Annotated in this window: 14 protein-coding genes; 9 read left to right on the top strand and 5 right to left on the bottom strand. The window is 67.7% G+C overall.

The features are described from left to right. Positions 1–58: 58 nt before the first annotated feature. Together ABIC65_RS00735 and ABIC65_RS00730 are read left to right on the top strand one after the other, a co-directional pair. On the top strand, positions 59–1,423 hold the full coding sequence (locus tag ABIC65_RS00735; protein WP_354306297.1) for an MFS transporter: 1,365 nt from the start codon (positions 59–61) through the stop codon (positions 1,421–1,423). Between the two features lie 248 nt (positions 1,424–1,671). After that, positions 1,672–2,364, top strand: a complete 693-nt coding sequence (locus ABIC65_RS00730) for a VIT1/CCC1 transporter family protein (protein ID WP_354306296.1) — start codon at positions 1,672–1,674, stop codon at positions 2,362–2,364. A gap of 29 nt (positions 2,365–2,393) precedes the next feature. Here ABIC65_RS00730 and ABIC65_RS00725 read toward each other — a convergent pair whose 3' ends face one another. Then, a complete protein-coding gene (locus tag ABIC65_RS00725) occupies positions 2,394–3,275 on the bottom strand; it encodes an NAD(P)H-binding protein (protein ID WP_354306295.1) in 882 nt (293 codons plus the stop codon). A 164-nt stretch (positions 3,276–3,439) separates the two neighbouring features. Continuing rightward, positions 3,440–4,936: a replicative DNA helicase gene (locus tag ABIC65_RS00720; RefSeq protein ID WP_354306294.1), complete on the bottom strand. Its 1,497-nt coding sequence runs from the start codon at positions 4,934–4,936 to the stop codon at positions 3,440–3,442. A gap of 81 nt (positions 4,937–5,017) precedes the next feature. Here ABIC65_RS00720 and ABIC65_RS00715 point away from each other — a divergent pair, with 81 nt between their 5' ends. The 3 genes from ABIC65_RS00715 to ABIC65_RS00705 are packed head-to-tail and all read left to right on the top strand — an operon-like array spanning position 5,018 to position 7,448. Next, positions 5,018–5,500: a UPF0262 family protein gene (locus ABIC65_RS00715; RefSeq protein ID WP_354306293.1), complete on the top strand. Its 483-nt coding sequence runs from the start codon at positions 5,018–5,020 to the stop codon at positions 5,498–5,500. Between the two features lie 5 nt (positions 5,501–5,505). Next, complete coding sequence (locus ABIC65_RS00710; RefSeq protein ID WP_354306292.1) at positions 5,506–5,955, top strand: cytidine deaminase; 450 nt, start codon at positions 5,506–5,508, stop codon at positions 5,953–5,955. Between the two features lie 56 nt (positions 5,956–6,011). Beyond that, complete coding sequence (locus ABIC65_RS00705) at positions 6,012–7,448, top strand: AMP nucleosidase (protein WP_354306291.1); 1,437 nt, start codon at positions 6,012–6,014, stop codon at positions 7,446–7,448. Between the two features lie 187 nt (positions 7,449–7,635). Here the strand turns inward: ABIC65_RS00705 and ABIC65_RS00700 are convergent, their stop codons facing one another. Both ABIC65_RS00700 and ABIC65_RS00695 read right to left on the bottom strand, forming a co-directional pair. Then, positions 7,636–8,151: a GNAT family N-acetyltransferase gene (locus ABIC65_RS00700; RefSeq protein WP_354306290.1), complete on the bottom strand. Its 516-nt coding sequence runs from the start codon at positions 8,149–8,151 to the stop codon at positions 7,636–7,638. Between the two features lie 77 nt (positions 8,152–8,228). Then, on the bottom strand, positions 8,229–9,452 hold the full coding sequence (locus ABIC65_RS00695; protein WP_354306289.1) for a GGDEF domain-containing protein: 1,224 nt from the start codon (positions 9,450–9,452) through the stop codon (positions 8,229–8,231). Between the two features lie 218 nt (positions 9,453–9,670). Here ABIC65_RS00695 and rimO point away from each other — a divergent pair, with 218 nt between their 5' ends. The 4 genes from rimO (at position 9,671) to ABIC65_RS00675 (ending at position 14,570) form a co-directional block, all read left to right on the top strand. Further along, complete coding sequence (gene rimO / locus ABIC65_RS00690) at positions 9,671–11,002, top strand: 30S ribosomal protein S12 methylthiotransferase RimO (protein ID WP_354306288.1); 1,332 nt, start codon at positions 9,671–9,673, stop codon at positions 11,000–11,002. A gap of 60 nt (positions 11,003–11,062) precedes the next feature. Then, positions 11,063–12,463: a serine hydrolase domain-containing protein gene (locus tag ABIC65_RS00685; protein WP_354306287.1), complete on the top strand. Its 1,401-nt coding sequence runs from the start codon at positions 11,063–11,065 to the stop codon at positions 12,461–12,463. After that, the gene (locus tag ABIC65_RS00680) at positions 12,460–13,101 is read left to right on the top strand and encodes a hypothetical protein (protein ID WP_354306286.1); all 642 of its coding nucleotides are present in this window, start codon (positions 12,460–12,462) and stop codon (positions 13,099–13,101) included. Before ABIC65_RS00685 ends, ABIC65_RS00680 begins: the two co-directional genes overlap by 4 nt. Before the next feature lie 74 nt (positions 13,102–13,175). Beyond that, complete coding sequence (locus ABIC65_RS00675) at positions 13,176–14,570, top strand: leucyl aminopeptidase family protein (RefSeq protein WP_354306285.1); 1,395 nt, start codon at positions 13,176–13,178, stop codon at positions 14,568–14,570. Here the strand turns inward: ABIC65_RS00675 and ABIC65_RS00670 are convergent. Beyond that, complete coding sequence (locus ABIC65_RS00670; protein WP_354306284.1) at positions 14,548–16,515, bottom strand: putative bifunctional diguanylate cyclase/phosphodiesterase; 1,968 nt, start codon at positions 16,513–16,515, stop codon at positions 14,548–14,550. The genes ABIC65_RS00675 and ABIC65_RS00670 overlap by 23 nt on opposite strands. Position 16,516: the final 1 nt, after the last annotated feature.

Raw genomic sequence — 16,516 nt, 5'->3', positions numbered from 1 at the left:
GCTGGCCCTCACCTCCCACCCAAGCTACAGCCGGCGCCATGCAACGCCGCACCCGCCGATGAGCGACACCGCCCCGCCCGCCCCCCGCCATGGCGGCTGGATCATCGCGGCGTGCATGTGCGCCTCCAGCCTCGCCTTTCTCGACGGATCGGTGACCAACGTCGCGCTGCCGACGATCGGCAGGACGCTCGCCGCCGATCCGGCGACGCTGCCGTGGATCATCAACGCCTACCTTCTCCCCCTCTCCGCCCTCCTCCTGTTCGGCGGCGCGACGGGGGACTATTTCGGCCGCCGCCGGATGCTGATCCTTGGGGTCGCGATCTTCGCGCTGGCCTCGCTCGGCTGCGCGCTGTCCAGGGGCACCGACCTGCTGCTCGCCTCGCGCGCGGCGCAGGGGATCGGCGCGGCGATCCTGATGCCCAACAGCCTCGGCCTGCTCGGCAGCAGCTTCCACGGCGAGGCGCGCGGACGGGCGATCGGTACCTGGGCCTCGGCGGGCGCGATCGCCTCCGCCGTGGGGCCGCCGCTCGGTGGCTGGCTGGTCGACGCGGTCGGCTGGCGCGCGATCTTCTACCTCAACCTGCCCGTCGCGGTCGCGGCGATCGCCATCGCCTGGCGGTTCGTGCCCGAGAGCCCGCGCGGCAAGGGCGGGCTCGACTGGCTAGGCGCGGCACTCGCCACCGCAGGGTTGGGCAGCCTGACCTGGGCGCTGACCCTCTGGTCGAGCAGCCATGCGGTCTCCACCCAGTCGACCATCGGCCTGGTCGGCGGCGTCGCACTGCTCGGCGGGTTCGTCCTCCACCAGCACCGGCTGGGCGAGCGCGCGATGATGCCGCTGGCGCTGTTCGGGTCGCTGCCCTTCGTCGGCCTTACCGTGCTGACGCTGCTGCTGTACGGCGCGCTGGGCGGGCTGATCCTGCTGCTGCCCTATCTGCTGATCGTCGGCGGGGGCTATCCGCCCGCGCAGGCGGGGCTGGCGCTGCTCCCCTTCTCGATCGTGATCGGCGTCTCCTCGCGCTTCGCCGGACGGCTGGCGGCGCGGATCGGCGGGCGCTGGCCGCTCTCGATCGGGCCGATCGTGACGGGCATCGGCTTCTGGCTGCTCTCGGGCGCCGACCCGCAGGCGAGCTACTGGACGAGCATCCTGCCGGGCATGCTGGTGCTGTCGCTCGGCATGGCGGGCGCGGTGGCGCCGCTGACCACGGCGGTGCTCGCCTCGGTCGATGATCGCTTCACGGGTACCGCCTCGGGATTCAACAGCGCCATCGCGCGGACCGGCGGGCTGGTCGCAACCGCGCTGGCCGGCGCGGTGCTGTCGCAGACCGGCGCGGCGCTGGTCGGCGGGTTCCACGTCGCGGCCTTGGTCTGTGCGGCGCTGGCGGTGGCAGCAGGCGTGACGGCGTTGCTGACGCTGGATTCGTGATATTGATTAGCATTATTGCATCCAGGCCATTTGTCATCCCGGCGAAAGCCGGGATCCAGACGCCACTCGGTCGCAGCAAGAACCGGGCGGGAGACCCCAATGGATCCCGGCTTTCGCCGGGATGACGATGAGAGTGAGGACGGGAAGCTATGCCCATCTGGCGGCGCCCTCGCCCACGGGTACTCCCCCATTGCCGCGCCGCCAGCACCGCCCCATCCTCCGCGCAGACCACCGCCGGAGGAACCCCCATGCGCCCGCACCGCGAACAGCATCTCGTATCCCGGATCGGCTGGCTGCGCGCCGCCGTGCTGGGGGCGAATGACGGCATCGTCTCCACCGCCAGCCTGATCCTGGGCGTGGCCGCTTCGGGGGCGGAGCGGTCGGCGCTGCTCGTCGCGGGCGTGGCGGGGCTGGTGGCGGGCGCGATGTCGATGGCGGCGGGCGAATATGTCTCGGTCAGCTCGCAGGCCGATACCGAGCGCGCCGACCTGGCCCGCGAGCGGGTGGAGCTGGCGACGGTCCCCGAGGCCGAGCTGCGCGAGCTCACCGAGATCTACATCGCCCGCGGCGTCGACCGCGCGACCGCCAAGGCGGTGGCCGAGCAGATGATGGCGCACGACGCGCTGGAGGCCCATGCCCGCGACGAGCTGCACATCACCGAAGTGACGACCGCGCGGCCGGTAGTCGCCGCCTTCACCTCGGCGGGAACCTTTACCGCGGGCGCGGCGCTGCCGCTGTTGCTCGCCGCACTGCTGCCAATGCGCTGGATGGCGGCGGGCGAAGCGGCGGGATCGATCCTGTTCCTCGCCCTGCTCGGCGCGCTAGGCGCGATCACCGGCGGGGCCAAGCCGCTCAAGCCGGTGGCGCGGGTGGTGTTCTGGGGCGCGCTGGCGATGGCGCTGACCGCGGGGATCGGGCGGCTTGTGGGGACGAGCGTCTAGCAGGTCCCGGAGAAGCCGCCCGCGTGCGATCAGGTGCGGAACAGAGACAGGTTGCTGGCCAGCCAGTCCGAAAGCGCGCGCGGTGCCCGCTTGGTGAGCTGGGCAACGGTACCGGTCGTCTCCGCCAGGACGGATTCGTTGAACAGTTTCTCCAGCCCCAGGCGCAAATCGGCGGCCGTTTCGCTGAAACCCGATGCGATCAACGCACTACGCTGCTCGGCAGGCGTACGGTGCCTGTAGACGATCTCCCGCCCCAGCAATTGCGAGAGCAGCTGTGCCACGTCCAACATGGTCACGGGCGCAGGGCCGGTGAGATGATAGGCGCGCTGCACGTCGACGCTGGCGGCGTCGAGCAGCGCCAGCCGCGCCACATCGGCAATGTCGCGCGTGTCGATGAAATTGACGAGGCCGTCGCCGGCAGAGCCGCCCCAATTATCGGCAGCGACCGCGCTGCCGACCTTGCCGAGGATATCGGCATAGGGGCCCGGACGCAGCACGGTATAGCCCATCGCCTTCGTCGCCAGATGCGCTTCGATCGCCATATGCCAGTCGAAGGGATGCACCTTGGCGGGGGGCCCCATCGAGGACAGCTTGACAATGTGGGAGACGCCAGCATCCATCGCCGCGTCGATTAACGCAATCTCGTTGGCCACCTGACGGTCGGAGCTTCCGTGCGCCAGGAACAGGCGGTCGACGCCCTGCAACGCATCGGCCAGCGTGGCGGGTGCGTCGAAGTCGACGCCTACGATCTCCACGCCCGAAGGCAGGCATGCCGCACCGGGATCGCGGGTGAGCGCCACGACCTCGACAGGATCAGCGACGAGTTGGTGGACGAGCGCAGCGCCCACCCGCCCGGTAGCGCCTGCAATGGCAAGGCGCGGACGACGGCGTTCTTCGATAGGATCGGACATGTCTTTGACCTTGCTCGCATTTGAGAACGTCCGGCGAGCATAGGGACTGCCGGCGACAGGCGAGCAGTAGACACGAGTAGGGGATACGGCCCTTCAGGTATTGGGGCCGATCCGCGACGCCAGGGGGTAAACGGCGCGTGCCGTCACCCCTCAGGGCGCCCTTCTCAATACCCCTCCGGCGCCAGATCGCTGAACTTGGTGAACTGCCGGTCGAAGCGCATGTGCACCGAGCCCGTGGCACCATGGCGCTGCTTGGCGATGATCACCGTCGCCTTGTTGGCCACTTCCAGCTGGCGCGCCTGCCATTCCTCATAGGCCATGCGCTCCTCGGCGGTCTCGGTGCCATCGGGGATCTTCGTCGGGGCCTTGAAGTCGTGATAATATTCGTCGCGATACACAAACAGCACGATATCGGCGTCCTGCTCGATCGAGCCTGATTCGCGAAGGTCGGAGAGCTGCGGGCGCTTGTCCTCGCGGCTTTCCACCGCGCGGCTCAGCTGGGAGAGCGCCAGCACCGGCACATGGAGTTCCTTGGCCAGCGTCTTGAGGCCGCGCGAAATCTCCGAGATTTCCTGCACGCGGCCGTCGCCCGACGCCTTGGCCGAGCCGGTGAGCAGCTGGAGATAGTCGACGATCACCATGCCGATCTTGTGCTGGCGCTTGAGCCGCCGTGCGCGGGTGCGAAGGGCCGCGATGGTGAGGCCGGGCGTGTCGTCGATATAGAGCGGCAGCCGCTCCAGATCGCCCGCGGCGCGCGCGAACTTCTGGAACTCGGCATTGCTCAGCTGGCCGGTACGCAGCTTTTCCGAGACGACCTCGGCCTGCTCGGACAGGATACGCATCGCCAGCTGGTCGGCCGACATTTCGAGGCTGAAGAACGCCACCGGCGCGCCGATCGACTTTTCCTCGGCGATGCCGGCGTCGAGATCGTCCATGTAGCGCTTGGCGGCGTTGAACGCGATGTTGGTGGCGAGCGAGGTCTTGCCCATGCCCGGGCGGCCGGCGAGGATCAGCAGGTCCGATCGGTTGAAACCGCCGGTCGAGGCGTTGAGGTCGCTCAGCCCCGTGGTGATGCCCGAGATGCCGCCGCCCGAGTTCATCGCCTTCTCGGCCTGCTTCACGGCGAGCGTCGCGGCGCGGGTGAAGGATTTCACCCCGGCTTCCGAATCGCCCTGTTCGGCGACCTGGTAGAGCCGGAGTTCGGCCTGCTCGATCTGCTTCGAGGGATTGATGTCCTGGCTGGTGTCGAGCGCCCCCTCCACCATGCCGCGGCCCACATCGACCAGCGCGCGGAGCTGGGCGAGATCGTAGATTTGGTCGGCGAAGGAGCGTGCGCCGATCAGGCTGGCCGGGTTGCCGGTCAGCTGGGCGAGATAGGCCGGGCCGCCCAGCTCCTTCATCGCCGGATCGTTGGCGAACAGCGGGCGCAGCGTCACCGGGGTGGCGAGACGGTTATCGCCCACCAGATGCGCGATCTGCTCATAGATGCGGCCGTGCAGCGGTTCGAAGAAATGCTCGGGTCGAATCTTCTGGAGGACGTCTTCCGCGACTCGGTTGTCGATCATCATCGCGCCGAGCAGCGCGGCTTCCGCCTCTACGTTCTGGGGGAGGCTGAGGCCCTCTTGGGGCTCCTGGGTGGGGAAAGGGATCGGCTGTGCCATCCCTCCCTCATCGGCCAATGTGGGGGGCACGGCAACCGCATGGGTTGTGGAAAACGGGGAATGCTTCCAAAGCTGCGGCCTATGGCCGATCCGCGGATCATCGACGTGACCCTCGACGAGCGCACCATCCTGTGGCGCTCGGCGGACATCGAGCAGGAACGCCGGATCGCGATCTACGATCTGCTCGAGGACAATCACTTCGCCCCCCAGCGCGAACAGGCCGATGGCTATGCCGGGCCGTACAAGCTGCACCTCAGCGTCGAGGAAGGGCGGCTGGCGCTCTCGATCAAGCGGGCCGACGATACGCCGCTGGAGACGATCGTGCTCGGTCTCGCCCGCTTCCGCCGGCCGATCCGCGACTATTTCGCGATCTGCGACAGCTATTACCAGGCGATCCGGGCTGCGACGCCGGCGCAGATCGAGACGGTCGACATGGCGCGGCGAGGCATCCACAACGACAGCGCCGAGCTGCTCCGCACCGCGCTGGAGGGCAAGATCGAGGTCGATTTCGACACTGCGCGGCGGCTGTTCACGCTGATCTGCGTGCTCCACATCAAGGGATGAATTTCATGACAACCGACACCAGCGCGCTGATCGCAGCCGCCCGCACCGCTGCGCGCAACGCCCACGCGCCCTATTCCAACTTCGGTGTCGGCGCCGCCGTGCTGCTGACCGACGGCACCGTGGTGACCGGCGCCAATTTCGAAAATGCCAGCTACGGCCTGTCGCTCTGCGCCGAGACGGTGGCGCTCGCGACCGTCTCGGCCCAGGGACGGCTGCGCGACGTGGCGGAGATCGCGGTGATCGGCGGCCCGATCGGCGCGGATGGCATGCCGACGGGAACCGCGCCGGTCAGCCCCTGCGGCCGCTGCCGCCAGGTGATCAACGAGGCGGCACAGCTCGGCAAGCGCGACCTGCCCGTCCATTGCGGCGCGGCCGAGGGCGATGCGGTGGCGAGCTACCGCCTGTCGGAGCTGCTGCCCCAGGCGTTCGGGCCGGGCGATCTCGGCATCAGCTGAGCGGCTCGTTCCACCGCCGACTTGCCAGCGTCATCTTCCGCGCTTAGCGATGGAAGATGACTCAAGCCTCCGATATCGTCGCCGACCTCGATCGGCTCTATCGCGCCTCGGTCGAACGACTGCAGCAGGCGCTCAACCGCTACATCACCGACGGCACCACGCCCGATCCCGAGACGCGGACCGACGGCAGCTTCGCCTATCCGGAGCTCCGCGTCACCTATCGCGGTGGCGTCGACAAGCCGATCCCGCGCCGCTCGTTCGGGCGGCTGGTCGAGGCGGGCGACTACCGTATCTCGGTGACGCGCCCGGCGATGTTCGCCGAATATCTCACCGAGCAGCTGACCTTCCTGATCGAGGATTATGACGTCGAGGTGCACGCGGTCACCGGGCGGCAGGAAATCCCCTTCCCCTATGTGCTCGATCCCAACACGATCCTGAGCCTGGACGACGTCTCCGCCACCGAGCTGGGCCGCCACTTCCCGGCGACCGAGCTGTCGCACATCGGCGACGAGATCGCCGACGGCATCTGGGTCAGCCAGGACGAGACCCGGCCGCTGGCGCTGTTCGATGCACTGCGCACCGATTTCTCGCTGGCGCGGCTCAAGCATTATACCGGCACGCCGGTCGAGCATTTCCAGCAATATATCCTGTTCACCAACTATCACCGCTATGTCGACGAGTTCGTCCGCTGGGCCTGCGCGCAGCTGGGGCCGGACAGCCGCTTCACCGGCGTGTCGGGCGCGGGCGGGATCGTGATCGAGGATGCGGCGGATGCCGACCGGCTGGTGAGCGACGGCGCGTGGCGGCGGCACCAGATGCCCGCCTATCACCTGATGGCCGAGGGCGACACGGGCATCACGCTGGTCAATATCGGCGTCGGCCCGTCCAATGCGAAGACGATCACCGACCACCTCGCGGTCATCCGCCCCGAGGCTTGGCTGATGATCGGCCATTGCGGCGGCCTGCGCCCCAGCCAGCGGATCGGCGACTATGTCCTCGCCCATGCCTATCTGCGCGACGACCATATCATGGACGACGTGCTGCCGCCGGAGATCCCCATCCCCGCCATCGCCGAGGTCCAGCAGGCGCTGGCGCGGGCGGCGGAGACCGTATCCGGCCAGTCGGGCGACGAGCTCAAGCAGCGGCTGCGCACCGGCACCATCGTCACCACCGACGACCGCAACTGGGAGCTGCGCTATTCGCAGTCGGCGCTGCGCTTCTCGCTGAGCCGCGCGGTGGGCGTGGACATGGAATCGGCGACGCTGGCGGCACAGGGCTATCGCTTCCGCGTGCCCTATGGGACGTTGCTCTGCGTCTCGGACAAGCCGCTCCACGGCGAGCTCAAGCTGCCGGGCCAGGCCAACCGCTTCTACGAGCGTGCGATCGCCGAGCATCTCAAGATCGGCATCGAAGCCTGCGAGGAACTCCGCCGCGAAGGCGCCAAGCTCCACAGCCGCAAGCTGCGCGCGTTCAACGAACCGCCGTTCCGGTGATGTCTGCCTATCCTCCCCCTCGAGGGGGAGGATGGCGTAGCTTGGCGGCGTGCCGCCTTAGCGAAGCTTGGAGAGGGTGAGCGAGGCGCAGCCTCGCGCAGCTACGCTGCATGAACAGCCCCCTCTCCCTCCCACCGCCTCCGGCGGCGGGCCCCTCCCTCTTCCCGATGGAGAGAGGGATCCGGGATCAGAACACCGTTTCGAGCAGCACCACGCTGGGATCGCCCTCGACCTCGCGGGCAACGAAGCCCATCTCGCGCTCCAGCTCAATCGCGAGGTGGTTCTCGCGGCTCTCGATCGACTGGAGCCGCTTCACGCCCCGCGCCTTGGCTTCGGCGGTGATATAGTTGAGCAGGCTCCAGCCCACCCCCTGCCCCTTGCGGTCGGCGCGGATCGAGATCGCGACTTCGGCCGTCTCCATCGCGTCGTCGCATGCGAGCATGCCCGAGCCGACCAGCTCGCCTTCGGGAGTGAACGCCAGATAGCTCTCGGTCTTGTGATGATCGACCTCGATCAGCGCCTTGGCCTGATGCGGCTGGAGCTGCGGTGCCGCGGTGAAGAAGCGGAAGCGGCGATCCTCGTTCGAGACGTGATCGAAAAAGTCCTTGAGCAGCGCCTCGTCGTCGGGACGCACGGTGCGAACGTCGATGACGAGCCCGGAGCGGGTCGGCAGCTGGACAGGCTCGGCGGTGGTCACGGTCATGACGATATCTCCCGGGAAATGCTGGTGTCGCGGTAAACCTATCGGCGGTCCGCTTTTATCCGTAAAGGCCGCAGGCTTCAGGCCAGCGCGACGGCGCTGTCTGCATCTGCTGCCTGCAAGGCCGGCATCATTACCGAAACGACCCGGTTCCGCCCGCCCTGCTTTGCCGCATATAGCGCGTGGTCGGCCTCGTTGACCAGTCGCTGCCATGTGCCGTTCCCATTCGGCGCCTCGGCATGGCCCAAGCTGATGGTGCACTGGAGCACTTCACCGTCCCCAACCGGGATCTGCAGATCCGCCACCGCCGCGCGCAGCCGCTCCGCCAGCGCCGCTGCCGTGCCGGGATGCGCCGGCAGCACCAGGAATTCCTCGCCGCCCACCCGGCCGACCACATCCCCCGGCGATACCGTTTCCGAAAGCGCATGGGCGACCGCGCGCAGGACCGCGTCGCCGGCGGCGTGCCCCCAGCCGTCATTCACCTTCTTGAAGTGATCGACGTCGATCATGAGCGCCGCAACCGCGCGGCGCTGCCGGGTCGCCTGTGCCGTCCGCGCCAAGCCCTGCTCCCAGATGACGCGTCGATTGACGAGGCCCGTCAGCGGATCGCGCGACGCATAGCGGAGCAATTCGGCATCGAGCTGGCGGGTGAGCATCCAAAGGAAGCACGGGGTGATCGCGCAGGTGAGAACCAGCCGCGCAGTCAGGCCGAACGACGTCGTCGGATCCCAGTCGCCGTCGGCGGCGGGGTTGAACACCCACCAGAGCATTCGAACGAGTAGAACCAGCGCCCAGATCGCGTGGATGGCCCCTGCCAGCCGCGCGACCGGACGGCGCGAGTCGTCGAGACATTGCCACAACGCTAGGGCCGCACCGACGGTGAGGATGCCGCGCACGGCACAGCCCAGCGCCACCATCACGCGCATATTCTCGAAGTGCGACAGGACATAGGCGACTTCGATCATCGCAAGCAGCAGAGCCGGAACCAGGATCCACAACTCGATCCGCGGCCGCTTCAGGTAGAGATGCACGGCCGCAAAATTAAGAGCCGCCCCCAGATCGATCAGAAGATTGCCGAAAAGGCCCAGCCGAGGCAGCGAAATCGCGAAGGCCGGCAGCATCAGGACGCCGAAGCCGGCGGCGAACGCCAAATAGGCGATACACCAGGCAAGCAGGCTATAGGGTGGTACGAACCGCGGTCGGATCCAATAGGCCAAAAGGAAGACGAAGCTCGACAACAGCGAGATCAGCGCATTCACGGCAATCAGCGTTCCGGCATGCAAAACCATTTCCAGCTGCTGCATTCCCTAGGGCACCCGGCCTCGATCTGCCTTCAATATAGCGCACATATGGAGGCACGACTGTGCTGGCGAGACTATTCAACGTTGCAAAGTGAAACCCTTACCATCCGCGGACGCCCCGGCGACGAGAGGTGGCGAGCACCCCGCGCGCTCCGCTTCCAGCCGTGGGACAGCGCCCGGCTAGCAATTCGGCCCGTCCTTCCCTATGTGCGCATCCGATCATGGCAACGCGACTCCCCGAAGCCCCCAAGGTGGGCATGGTGTCGCTCGGCTGTCCCAAGAATCTGGTCGACTCCGAGCGTATCCTCACGAAGCTCCGTTCGGACGGCTATGCGCTGTCGCCGGACTATGCCGGCGCGGACGTCGTGCTGGTGAACACGTGCGGCTTCCTGGATAGCGCCAAGGAGGAATCGCTCGAGGCGATCGGCGAGGCGATCGCCGAGAACGGCCGCGTGATCGTCACCGGCTGCATGGGCAAGGAAGCCGAGGTGATCCGCGCCCGCTTCCCCAACGTGCTCGCGGTCACCGGCGCGCATCAATATGAGGAAGTGGTCGGCGCGGTGCACACCGCGGCACCGATGCCGCCCTCGCCCTTCGTCAACCTGGTGCCGGACAGCGGGCTCAAGCTCACCCCGCGCCACTATAGCTATCTGAAGATCTCGGAAGGCTGCAACCATCGCTGCAGCTTCTGCATCATCCCGTCGCTGCGCGGCGACCTCGTCAGCCGCCGCCCCGACGCCATCCTGCGCGAGGCGGAGAAGCTGGTCGCGGCCGGCACCAAGGAACTGCTGGTCATCAGCCAGGATACCTCGGCCTACGGCATCGACATCCGCAAGGAACCGCGTGCCTGGAAGGGCCGTGAGGTGGTGCCGCACATGACCGACCTCGCCCGCGAGCTCGGCCAGATCGCCCCCTGGGTGCGGCTGCACTATGTCTACCCCTACCCCCATGTCGATCAGGTCATCCCGCTGATGGCGGAGGGGCTGGTGCTCCCCTATCTCGATATCCCGTTCCAGCATGCGGCGCCCAACGTGCTGCGCGCGATGAAGCGGCCGGCGAACGAGGCCAAGGTGCTCGAGCGGCTACGCGGGTGGCGCGCAATCGCCCCGGACATCACGATCCGCTCGACCTTCGTCGTCGGCTTCCCCGGCGAGACCGAAGGGGACTTCCAGTACCTGCTCGACTGGCTCGACGAAGCCCAGCTCGACCGCGTCGGCGCGTTCCGCTTCGAGCCGGTCGAGGGTGCCTCGGCCAATGACCTCCCCGGCGCCGTGCCGGAGGAAGTCAAGGAAGAGCGCTATGCCCGGATCATGGAGAAGACCGCCGCGATCAGCGCCGCCAAGCTCCAGGCGAAGATCGGCCGCAAGCTGGAAGTGATCATCGATGCGGTCGACGAGGACGGCGGCGCCACCGGCCGCAGCCAGGCCGACGCGCCCGAGATCGATGGCGAAGTCTTCCTGCGCGACGCCGGGCATCTGGAGCAGGGCGACATCGTGCCCGTGCTGATCGAGGACGCAGACGAGCACGACCTCTACGGCGTACCGATGGGCTGATCTGCGTTGGCAGGGTGCGCGGGCGGCGCTAAGCCCCTGGGACCATCTCCCGGAGGCCCGATGTTCCGTTCCGCCCTTGCCGCCACCCTGCTGATCGCCACCCCCTCCGCCGCCCAGCAGCTCACCGCGGAGCAGACCGCCAAGGTCGACTCGATCGTGGCCGACGCGCTGAAGAGCAGCGGCGTGCCCTCCGCCTCGATCGCGATCGTGCGGGACGGCAAGATCGTGTTCACCAAGGCCTATGGCGACCAGGGGCCCGGCATCGCCAAGGGCCCGGACGTGAACGCGAAGTATCAGATCGCGTCGATCTCCAAGCAGTTCACCGCCGCGGCGATCCTGCTGCTGGAGGACGAGGGCAAGCTGAGCCTCGACGACAAGGTGTCGAAATGGGTGCCGGACGTCACCGATGCCGACAAGATCACCATCCGCCAGTTGCTCAGCCACACTGCCGGCCTGCAGGATTACTGGCCGCAGGACTATAGCTTCAAGGCGATGGAGACGGCGGTGACGCCGCAGCAGATCGTCGATCGCTGGGCCAAGAAGCCGCTCGACTTCGCCCCCGGCACCGCCTGGCAATATTCGAACACCGGCTATGTCGTCGCCGGCATGATCATCGAGAAGGCCTCGGGCAAGAAGCTGCTCGACTATCTCCAGGCGAAGATCTTCAAGCCGCTGGGCATGCAGGCGATTGACCAGGACAGGGCAATCGGCAAGGGCTTCCCGCAGGGCACGCACCGCTATGCGCTGGGTCCCGTGCGCCCTGCCAAGCCCGCGGCCGACGGCTGGCTCTGGGCCGCCGGCGAGCTGGCGATGAGCGCCGCCGATCTCGCCAAATGGGACATCGCCCGCATCGATCGCAAGGTGCTGACCCCCGAGGACTGGGCGGCGCAGGAAACCGAGGTGAAGCTGGCCGACGATTCTCCCACCCATTACGGTCTCGGCGTGTCGCTGGGCGAGTATGGCGGCAAGAAGCAGATCTCGCACGGCGGTGAGGCGGTCGGCTTCCTGTCGAGCAACGTGGTAATCCCCGAGGAGAAATTCGCCGTCGTCTCGCTGGTCAGCGCCGATTTCGGCGGGGCGCAGGACGTGATCGCCCAAGGCATCCGCGATCTGCTGCTGCCCGTTGCCCAGCAGCCGGCGGCGCTGACGCTGGATCAGCAGCGCGATGCGCTCGCGCGGAAACTGTTCGACCAGCTCCGCGCCGGCACGCCCGATCGCAGCCTGATGACCGACGACGCCAACTATTATTTCGATGGCACCGCACTCGGCGACTACCGCACCAGCCTCGCCCCGCTCGGCGAGCCGACCTCCTTCACCCCGATCGGCAAGCCGCGGCTGCGCGGCGGGTTCGTCAACCGCAACTACATGATCCGCTACAAGGATCGCATGCTGGTCGCGGTGACCTATGCCGAGCCCGGCGCCGAGGGCAAGTTCGAGCAGTTCCTGGTGATGCCGCGATGAGCGACGAAGCCGAAAGCCGCGCCAAGGACCGCGCCGAAGCTGCCAAGGTACGTAAGCGCTGGATCACGCTGGGCGAGGTGCTGGGCGTCGCTGCGGTGCTGATCTCCGGCCTGACGCTGTGGAACAACTGGAACGAACGCCGCGAGACCAAGGCCGAGAAGGCGGCGACCGAACAGCGTGCCTCCGCCAAGGTGGCCAAGCTGGTGCTGGTCGCGGCCGATGGCGGCAAGCAAACGCTGGCGCTCAAGCCCGCAGCGCCCGAGCAATCGGTGCAGAGCCAGACCATCCTGTTCCCGACGGCGCTGGACGTCTCGCCTGCCGCGACCACCGGCGAGCCGCGCATCGAGGGCGGCTGGTTCGAGCATGCGCTGGTCAAGGCGCGCGAGGCCGCCGGGTTGCCCGACAACAGCCGCGGCGACGAGCGGCTGCCGGTGGTGATCGTCACCCAGTTCCTGGCGGACGGCGATCCGCACGAGGACGTGGCGCTGTACGACGTTGGCTATACCATCTCCGGCAAGTTCCTCGGCGGCCACAGCGTCACGCTGCGCGGCATCTCGCTGGTCGCGAAGGTGAAGCGCGACCATGCACAGGCCAGGCTCGACGCGCGGTGGAAGACGCTGCTGCCCGCGGCGAAGTGATCCGGCACCCCCTGGCCAAAAAACCAGGGGGGTCCGGGCTAGGCGCGGGGCGCGCGGCGTCCTAGATCAGGCGCATGACGGATCTCAACACGCTCGTTCAGCCCGATCGCGGCCAGGCCGCTCGCACCATCCACCTGATCGACGCCAAGGGCTATGACGCCTGGCTCGCCGCGCAGGCGCCGCGCCACCGCGCCGCCGCCGCCGCGCAGAAGCTCAGCGGCTCGGCCCATTCGAGCGCGATTCTGCCCGGCGACGCGCCCGAGGACTGGTCGGTCGTCTCGGTCGTCGCCAATGTCGAGAAGCTCGGCCCCTGGTGTCTCGCCAAGCTGGCCGAGACGCTGCCCGAGGGCAGCTACCGCGTAGAGGGTGTCGAGCCCGGCAAGGCGATCTATGGCTGGCTCGCCGCGCAGTACAAGTTCGATCGCTACAAGAAGGCCGATCCCAAGGCGCAGGGCCCGCGCGTGCTGCTCACCGCCGATCCGGTGAAGATGGAAGAGGCGGTGCGCATGGCCGCCGTCACCTTCAAGCTGCGCGACCGGATCAACACCGGCGCCAACGACATGAGCCCCGCCGACCTGGAAGATGCCGGCGCCGAGCTCGCCAAGGCCTATGGCGCCACCTTCACGGTGGTGAAGGGCGACGAACTGGAGCAGGGCTATGGCATGCTCCACGCCGTCGGCCAGGCCGCCGGCAAGGGCCGCGAGCCGCGGCTGATCGAGCTCGAATGGGGCAATCCCGAGCATCCGCGCATCGCGATCATCGGCAAGGGCGTGTGCTTCGACAGCGGTGGTCTCGACATCAAGCCCGCGGCCGGCATGCGGCTGATGAAGAAGGACATGGGCGGTGCCGCCCACGCCCTCGCGCTCGCCGAGCTGGTCATGCAGAACAAGCTGCCGGTTCGCCTCCACATGCTGGTGCCGGCGGTCGAGAACTCGATCTCGGGCGAGGCGACCCGCCCGGGCGACGTGATGATCTCGCGCAAGGGCATCACCGTCGAGAACAGCAACACCGATGCCGAAGGTCGTCTGATCCTGGGCGACGCACTCACCAAGGCCGAGGAGAAGAACCCCGAGCTGGTGTTCGACTTCGCCACGCTGACCGGGGCCGCGCGGGTGGCACTGGGCGCCGACCTCCAGGCGCTGTTCGCCAATGACGATACGCTGGCAGCCGAGATCCTCGCGGCCGGCGAGGAAGAGGCCGATCCGATCTGGCGGATGCCGCTCTACGATCCCTACAAGGATCTGCTGAAGTCGGACGTGGCGGACATGGTCAACGCGGCCGAGGGTCCGTTCGGCGGCGCGATCACCGCGGCGCTGTTCCTGAAGGAATTCGTGCCGGCCAAGGCCCAATGGGCCCATTTCGATATCTTCTGCTGGAACGGCAGCGCCAAGCCGGGCCGGCCCAAGGGCGCCGAGGCGGTGAGCCTGCGCGCCACCTGGAAGGTGCTCAAGGACCGCTACGGCGGATAAGCGCTTCGGCCGCCGGCGGCATCACGCCGTCGGCGAGCCAGCGCTCGACTTCTTCCTTGTCCATCGGGCGGCCGAACAGATAGCCCTGCCCCTGCGCGCAGCCTAGCGCGCGCAGCATTTCGGCCGTCTCCAGCGTCTCGATCCCCTCGGCGACCACCGGCAGTTCCAGCGTGCTGGCCAAGCCGAGGATGGCGCGGACGATCCGCAGCTTTTCGGTGCTCTCGCTCAGCGACTCGACGAACGAACGGTCGATCTTGATCTTGTCGAACGGTAGCATGCGCAGGTGCTGGATCGAGGCATAGCCGGTACCGAAATCGTCGAGCGCCAGCTGCACGCCTTGGTTCTTGAGCGACTCGATCGCGTGGTGCGCCTTCTCGGCATCGACGATCAGCGCATTTTCGGTGATCTCCACGGTCAGGCGCTGCGGCGGGAAACCGGTGCGGGCGAGGACCGATAGGATCTTGTGGCTCAACCAGTCGTCGCGCAGCTGGCCGGGCGAGATGTTGATCGCGATGCTCGCCGGCACCGCCCAGTCGCGTGTCTCCGAACAGGCGCGGTCGAGCAGGTCGAGCATGAGGGTGTTGAGCAACCCGCACTCCTCGGCGATCGGGATGAACTGGTCGGGCCCGATCTCGGCATCCTCGCGCCGCCAGCGGGCAAGCAGTTCGAAGCCGGTGACATGGCCGGTGCGCAGGTCGATGATCGGCTGGTAGCGCGGGTAGAACAGGCCCTGGGTCAGCCCGTCGCGCATCTCCGCTTCGATCGTCGAGCGACGGCGGATCTCGGCATCCATCTGGCTGGCAAAGGCGCAGTAGCAGCCGCGGCCCGCCTCCTTAGCCTGGTAGAGCGCGACATCGGCGCGGCGCATCAGCGTGTCCGCGTCGGACGCGTCCTCCGGATAGAGCGCGATGCCGACGCTGGCGCCGATATGATGCATGCGCTCGTCGATCAGGAACGGCCGCGCCACCTCACGCACGATGGCGTGGGCGACGCTGCGCACCCGATCGAGATCGTCGCCGTCGAACGGCAGGGTGATCGCGAACTCGTCGCCGCCCAGCCGGTAGCTGCGGCCGCCCTCGCCCACCACCCAGCTCAGCCGCCCGGCGACGGCGCGGAGCAGCTGGTCGCCGATCGGGTGCCCATGCACGTCGTTGATCGACTTGAAGCGGTCGAGATCGACCAGCATCAGCCCGAAGCGGTGTGGCTCGGCGCCGCGGAGATATTCGGTGAGCGCACGGCGGTTGGGCAGGCCGGTCAGCGGATCGTGATAGGCGAGCTGGTGCGCGCGCTGCTCGGCGAGCCGGGCGCGGCGCTGGCCGGCTGCCATCTCGGCGCGCGAGGCAAGCACGTCAACGAACCCGGCATGAGTCGCCCCGAACATCCGCAACACGACGGCGGAGACCAGAATGATGTTGATGCCCAGGCCAATGAGGAAGCGGTCCCCTGAGGCGATCAGGCACAGGATCACCGGTGAGGCGCCGAATCCCATTACCAGCCAGGCCGCGACCGGAAACGTCTGCAGACAATAGCAGCAGGTGATCGCGCCGATGAAGATATAGAGCGCGATGCAGGTGCGCCGCGCCAGATCCGCCTCCATGAACAGGATCAGCGCCCAGCCTCCGAAAGCCAGGCTGAGCAACGCGCCGGCGATGATCGTGCCGACCAGATAGCGGCGGATCTTTCGCAGGCTCGGCGCAGCGTCGCCACGCCGCGTGAGCCACAGAACGCTGCGAACGGCTGCGGCGAAGCCGAGCAGGATCGGTGCTACCACGCTAAGCCGCGGCGACACCGAGCCATAGGAGGCGAAGCCGAGGAACACCGCGTCGAGGAAGACGAGGGTGTACATCAGCGGGATCTGCTGCCCCAGCACCCGATATTGCTCGGTCAGGATCGCCCGGTCGAGCTTGGTCCTTCCCGAACGTACGAGGTGAATCCGCGGCAACATG

It is taken from the genome of Sphingomonas trueperi, assembly GCF_040545665.1.
Taxonomy (GTDB): domain Bacteria; phylum Pseudomonadota; class Alphaproteobacteria; order Sphingomonadales; family Sphingomonadaceae; genus Sphingomonas; species Sphingomonas trueperi_B.
This window is presented reverse-complemented; position numbering and strand designations above follow the sequence as displayed.

Bases quoted from the DNA above. Each gene is read 5' to 3' on its own strand.
- ABIC65_RS00735 (WP_354306297.1), top strand. From the start codon at position 59: ATGAGCGACACCGCCCCGCCCGCCCCCCGCCATGGCGGCTGGATCATC.
- ABIC65_RS00730 (WP_354306296.1), top strand. From the start codon at position 1,672: ATGCGCCCGCACCGCGAACAGCATCTCGTATCCCGGATCGGCTGGCTG.
- ABIC65_RS00725 (WP_354306295.1), bottom strand. From the start codon at position 3,275: ATGTCCGATCCTATCGAAGAACGCCGTCGTCCGCGCCTTGCCATTGCA.
- ABIC65_RS00720 (WP_354306294.1), bottom strand. From the start codon at position 4,936: ATGGCACAGCCGATCCCTTTCCCCACCCAGGAGCCCCAAGAGGGCCTC.
- ABIC65_RS00715 (WP_354306293.1), top strand. From the start codon at position 5,018: ATGGCCGATCCGCGGATCATCGACGTGACCCTCGACGAGCGCACCATC.
- ABIC65_RS00710 (WP_354306292.1), top strand. From the start codon at position 5,506: ATGACAACCGACACCAGCGCGCTGATCGCAGCCGCCCGCACCGCTGCG.
- ABIC65_RS00705 (WP_354306291.1), top strand. From the start codon at position 6,012: ATGACTCAAGCCTCCGATATCGTCGCCGACCTCGATCGGCTCTATCGC.
- ABIC65_RS00700 (WP_354306290.1), bottom strand. From the start codon at position 8,151: ATGACCGTGACCACCGCCGAGCCTGTCCAGCTGCCGACCCGCTCCGGG.
- ABIC65_RS00695 (WP_354306289.1), bottom strand. From the start codon at position 9,452: ATGCAGCAGCTGGAAATGGTTTTGCATGCCGGAACGCTGATTGCCGTG.
- rimO (WP_354306288.1), top strand. From the start codon at position 9,671: ATGGCAACGCGACTCCCCGAAGCCCCCAAGGTGGGCATGGTGTCGCTC.
- ABIC65_RS00685 (WP_354306287.1), top strand. From the start codon at position 11,063: ATGTTCCGTTCCGCCCTTGCCGCCACCCTGCTGATCGCCACCCCCTCC.
- ABIC65_RS00680 (WP_354306286.1), top strand. From the start codon at position 12,460: ATGAGCGACGAAGCCGAAAGCCGCGCCAAGGACCGCGCCGAAGCTGCC.
- ABIC65_RS00675 (WP_354306285.1), top strand. From the start codon at position 13,176: ATGACGGATCTCAACACGCTCGTTCAGCCCGATCGCGGCCAGGCCGCT.
- ABIC65_RS00670 (WP_354306284.1), bottom strand. From the start codon at position 16,515: ATGTTGCCGCGGATTCACCTCGTACGTTCGGGAAGGACCAAGCTCGAC.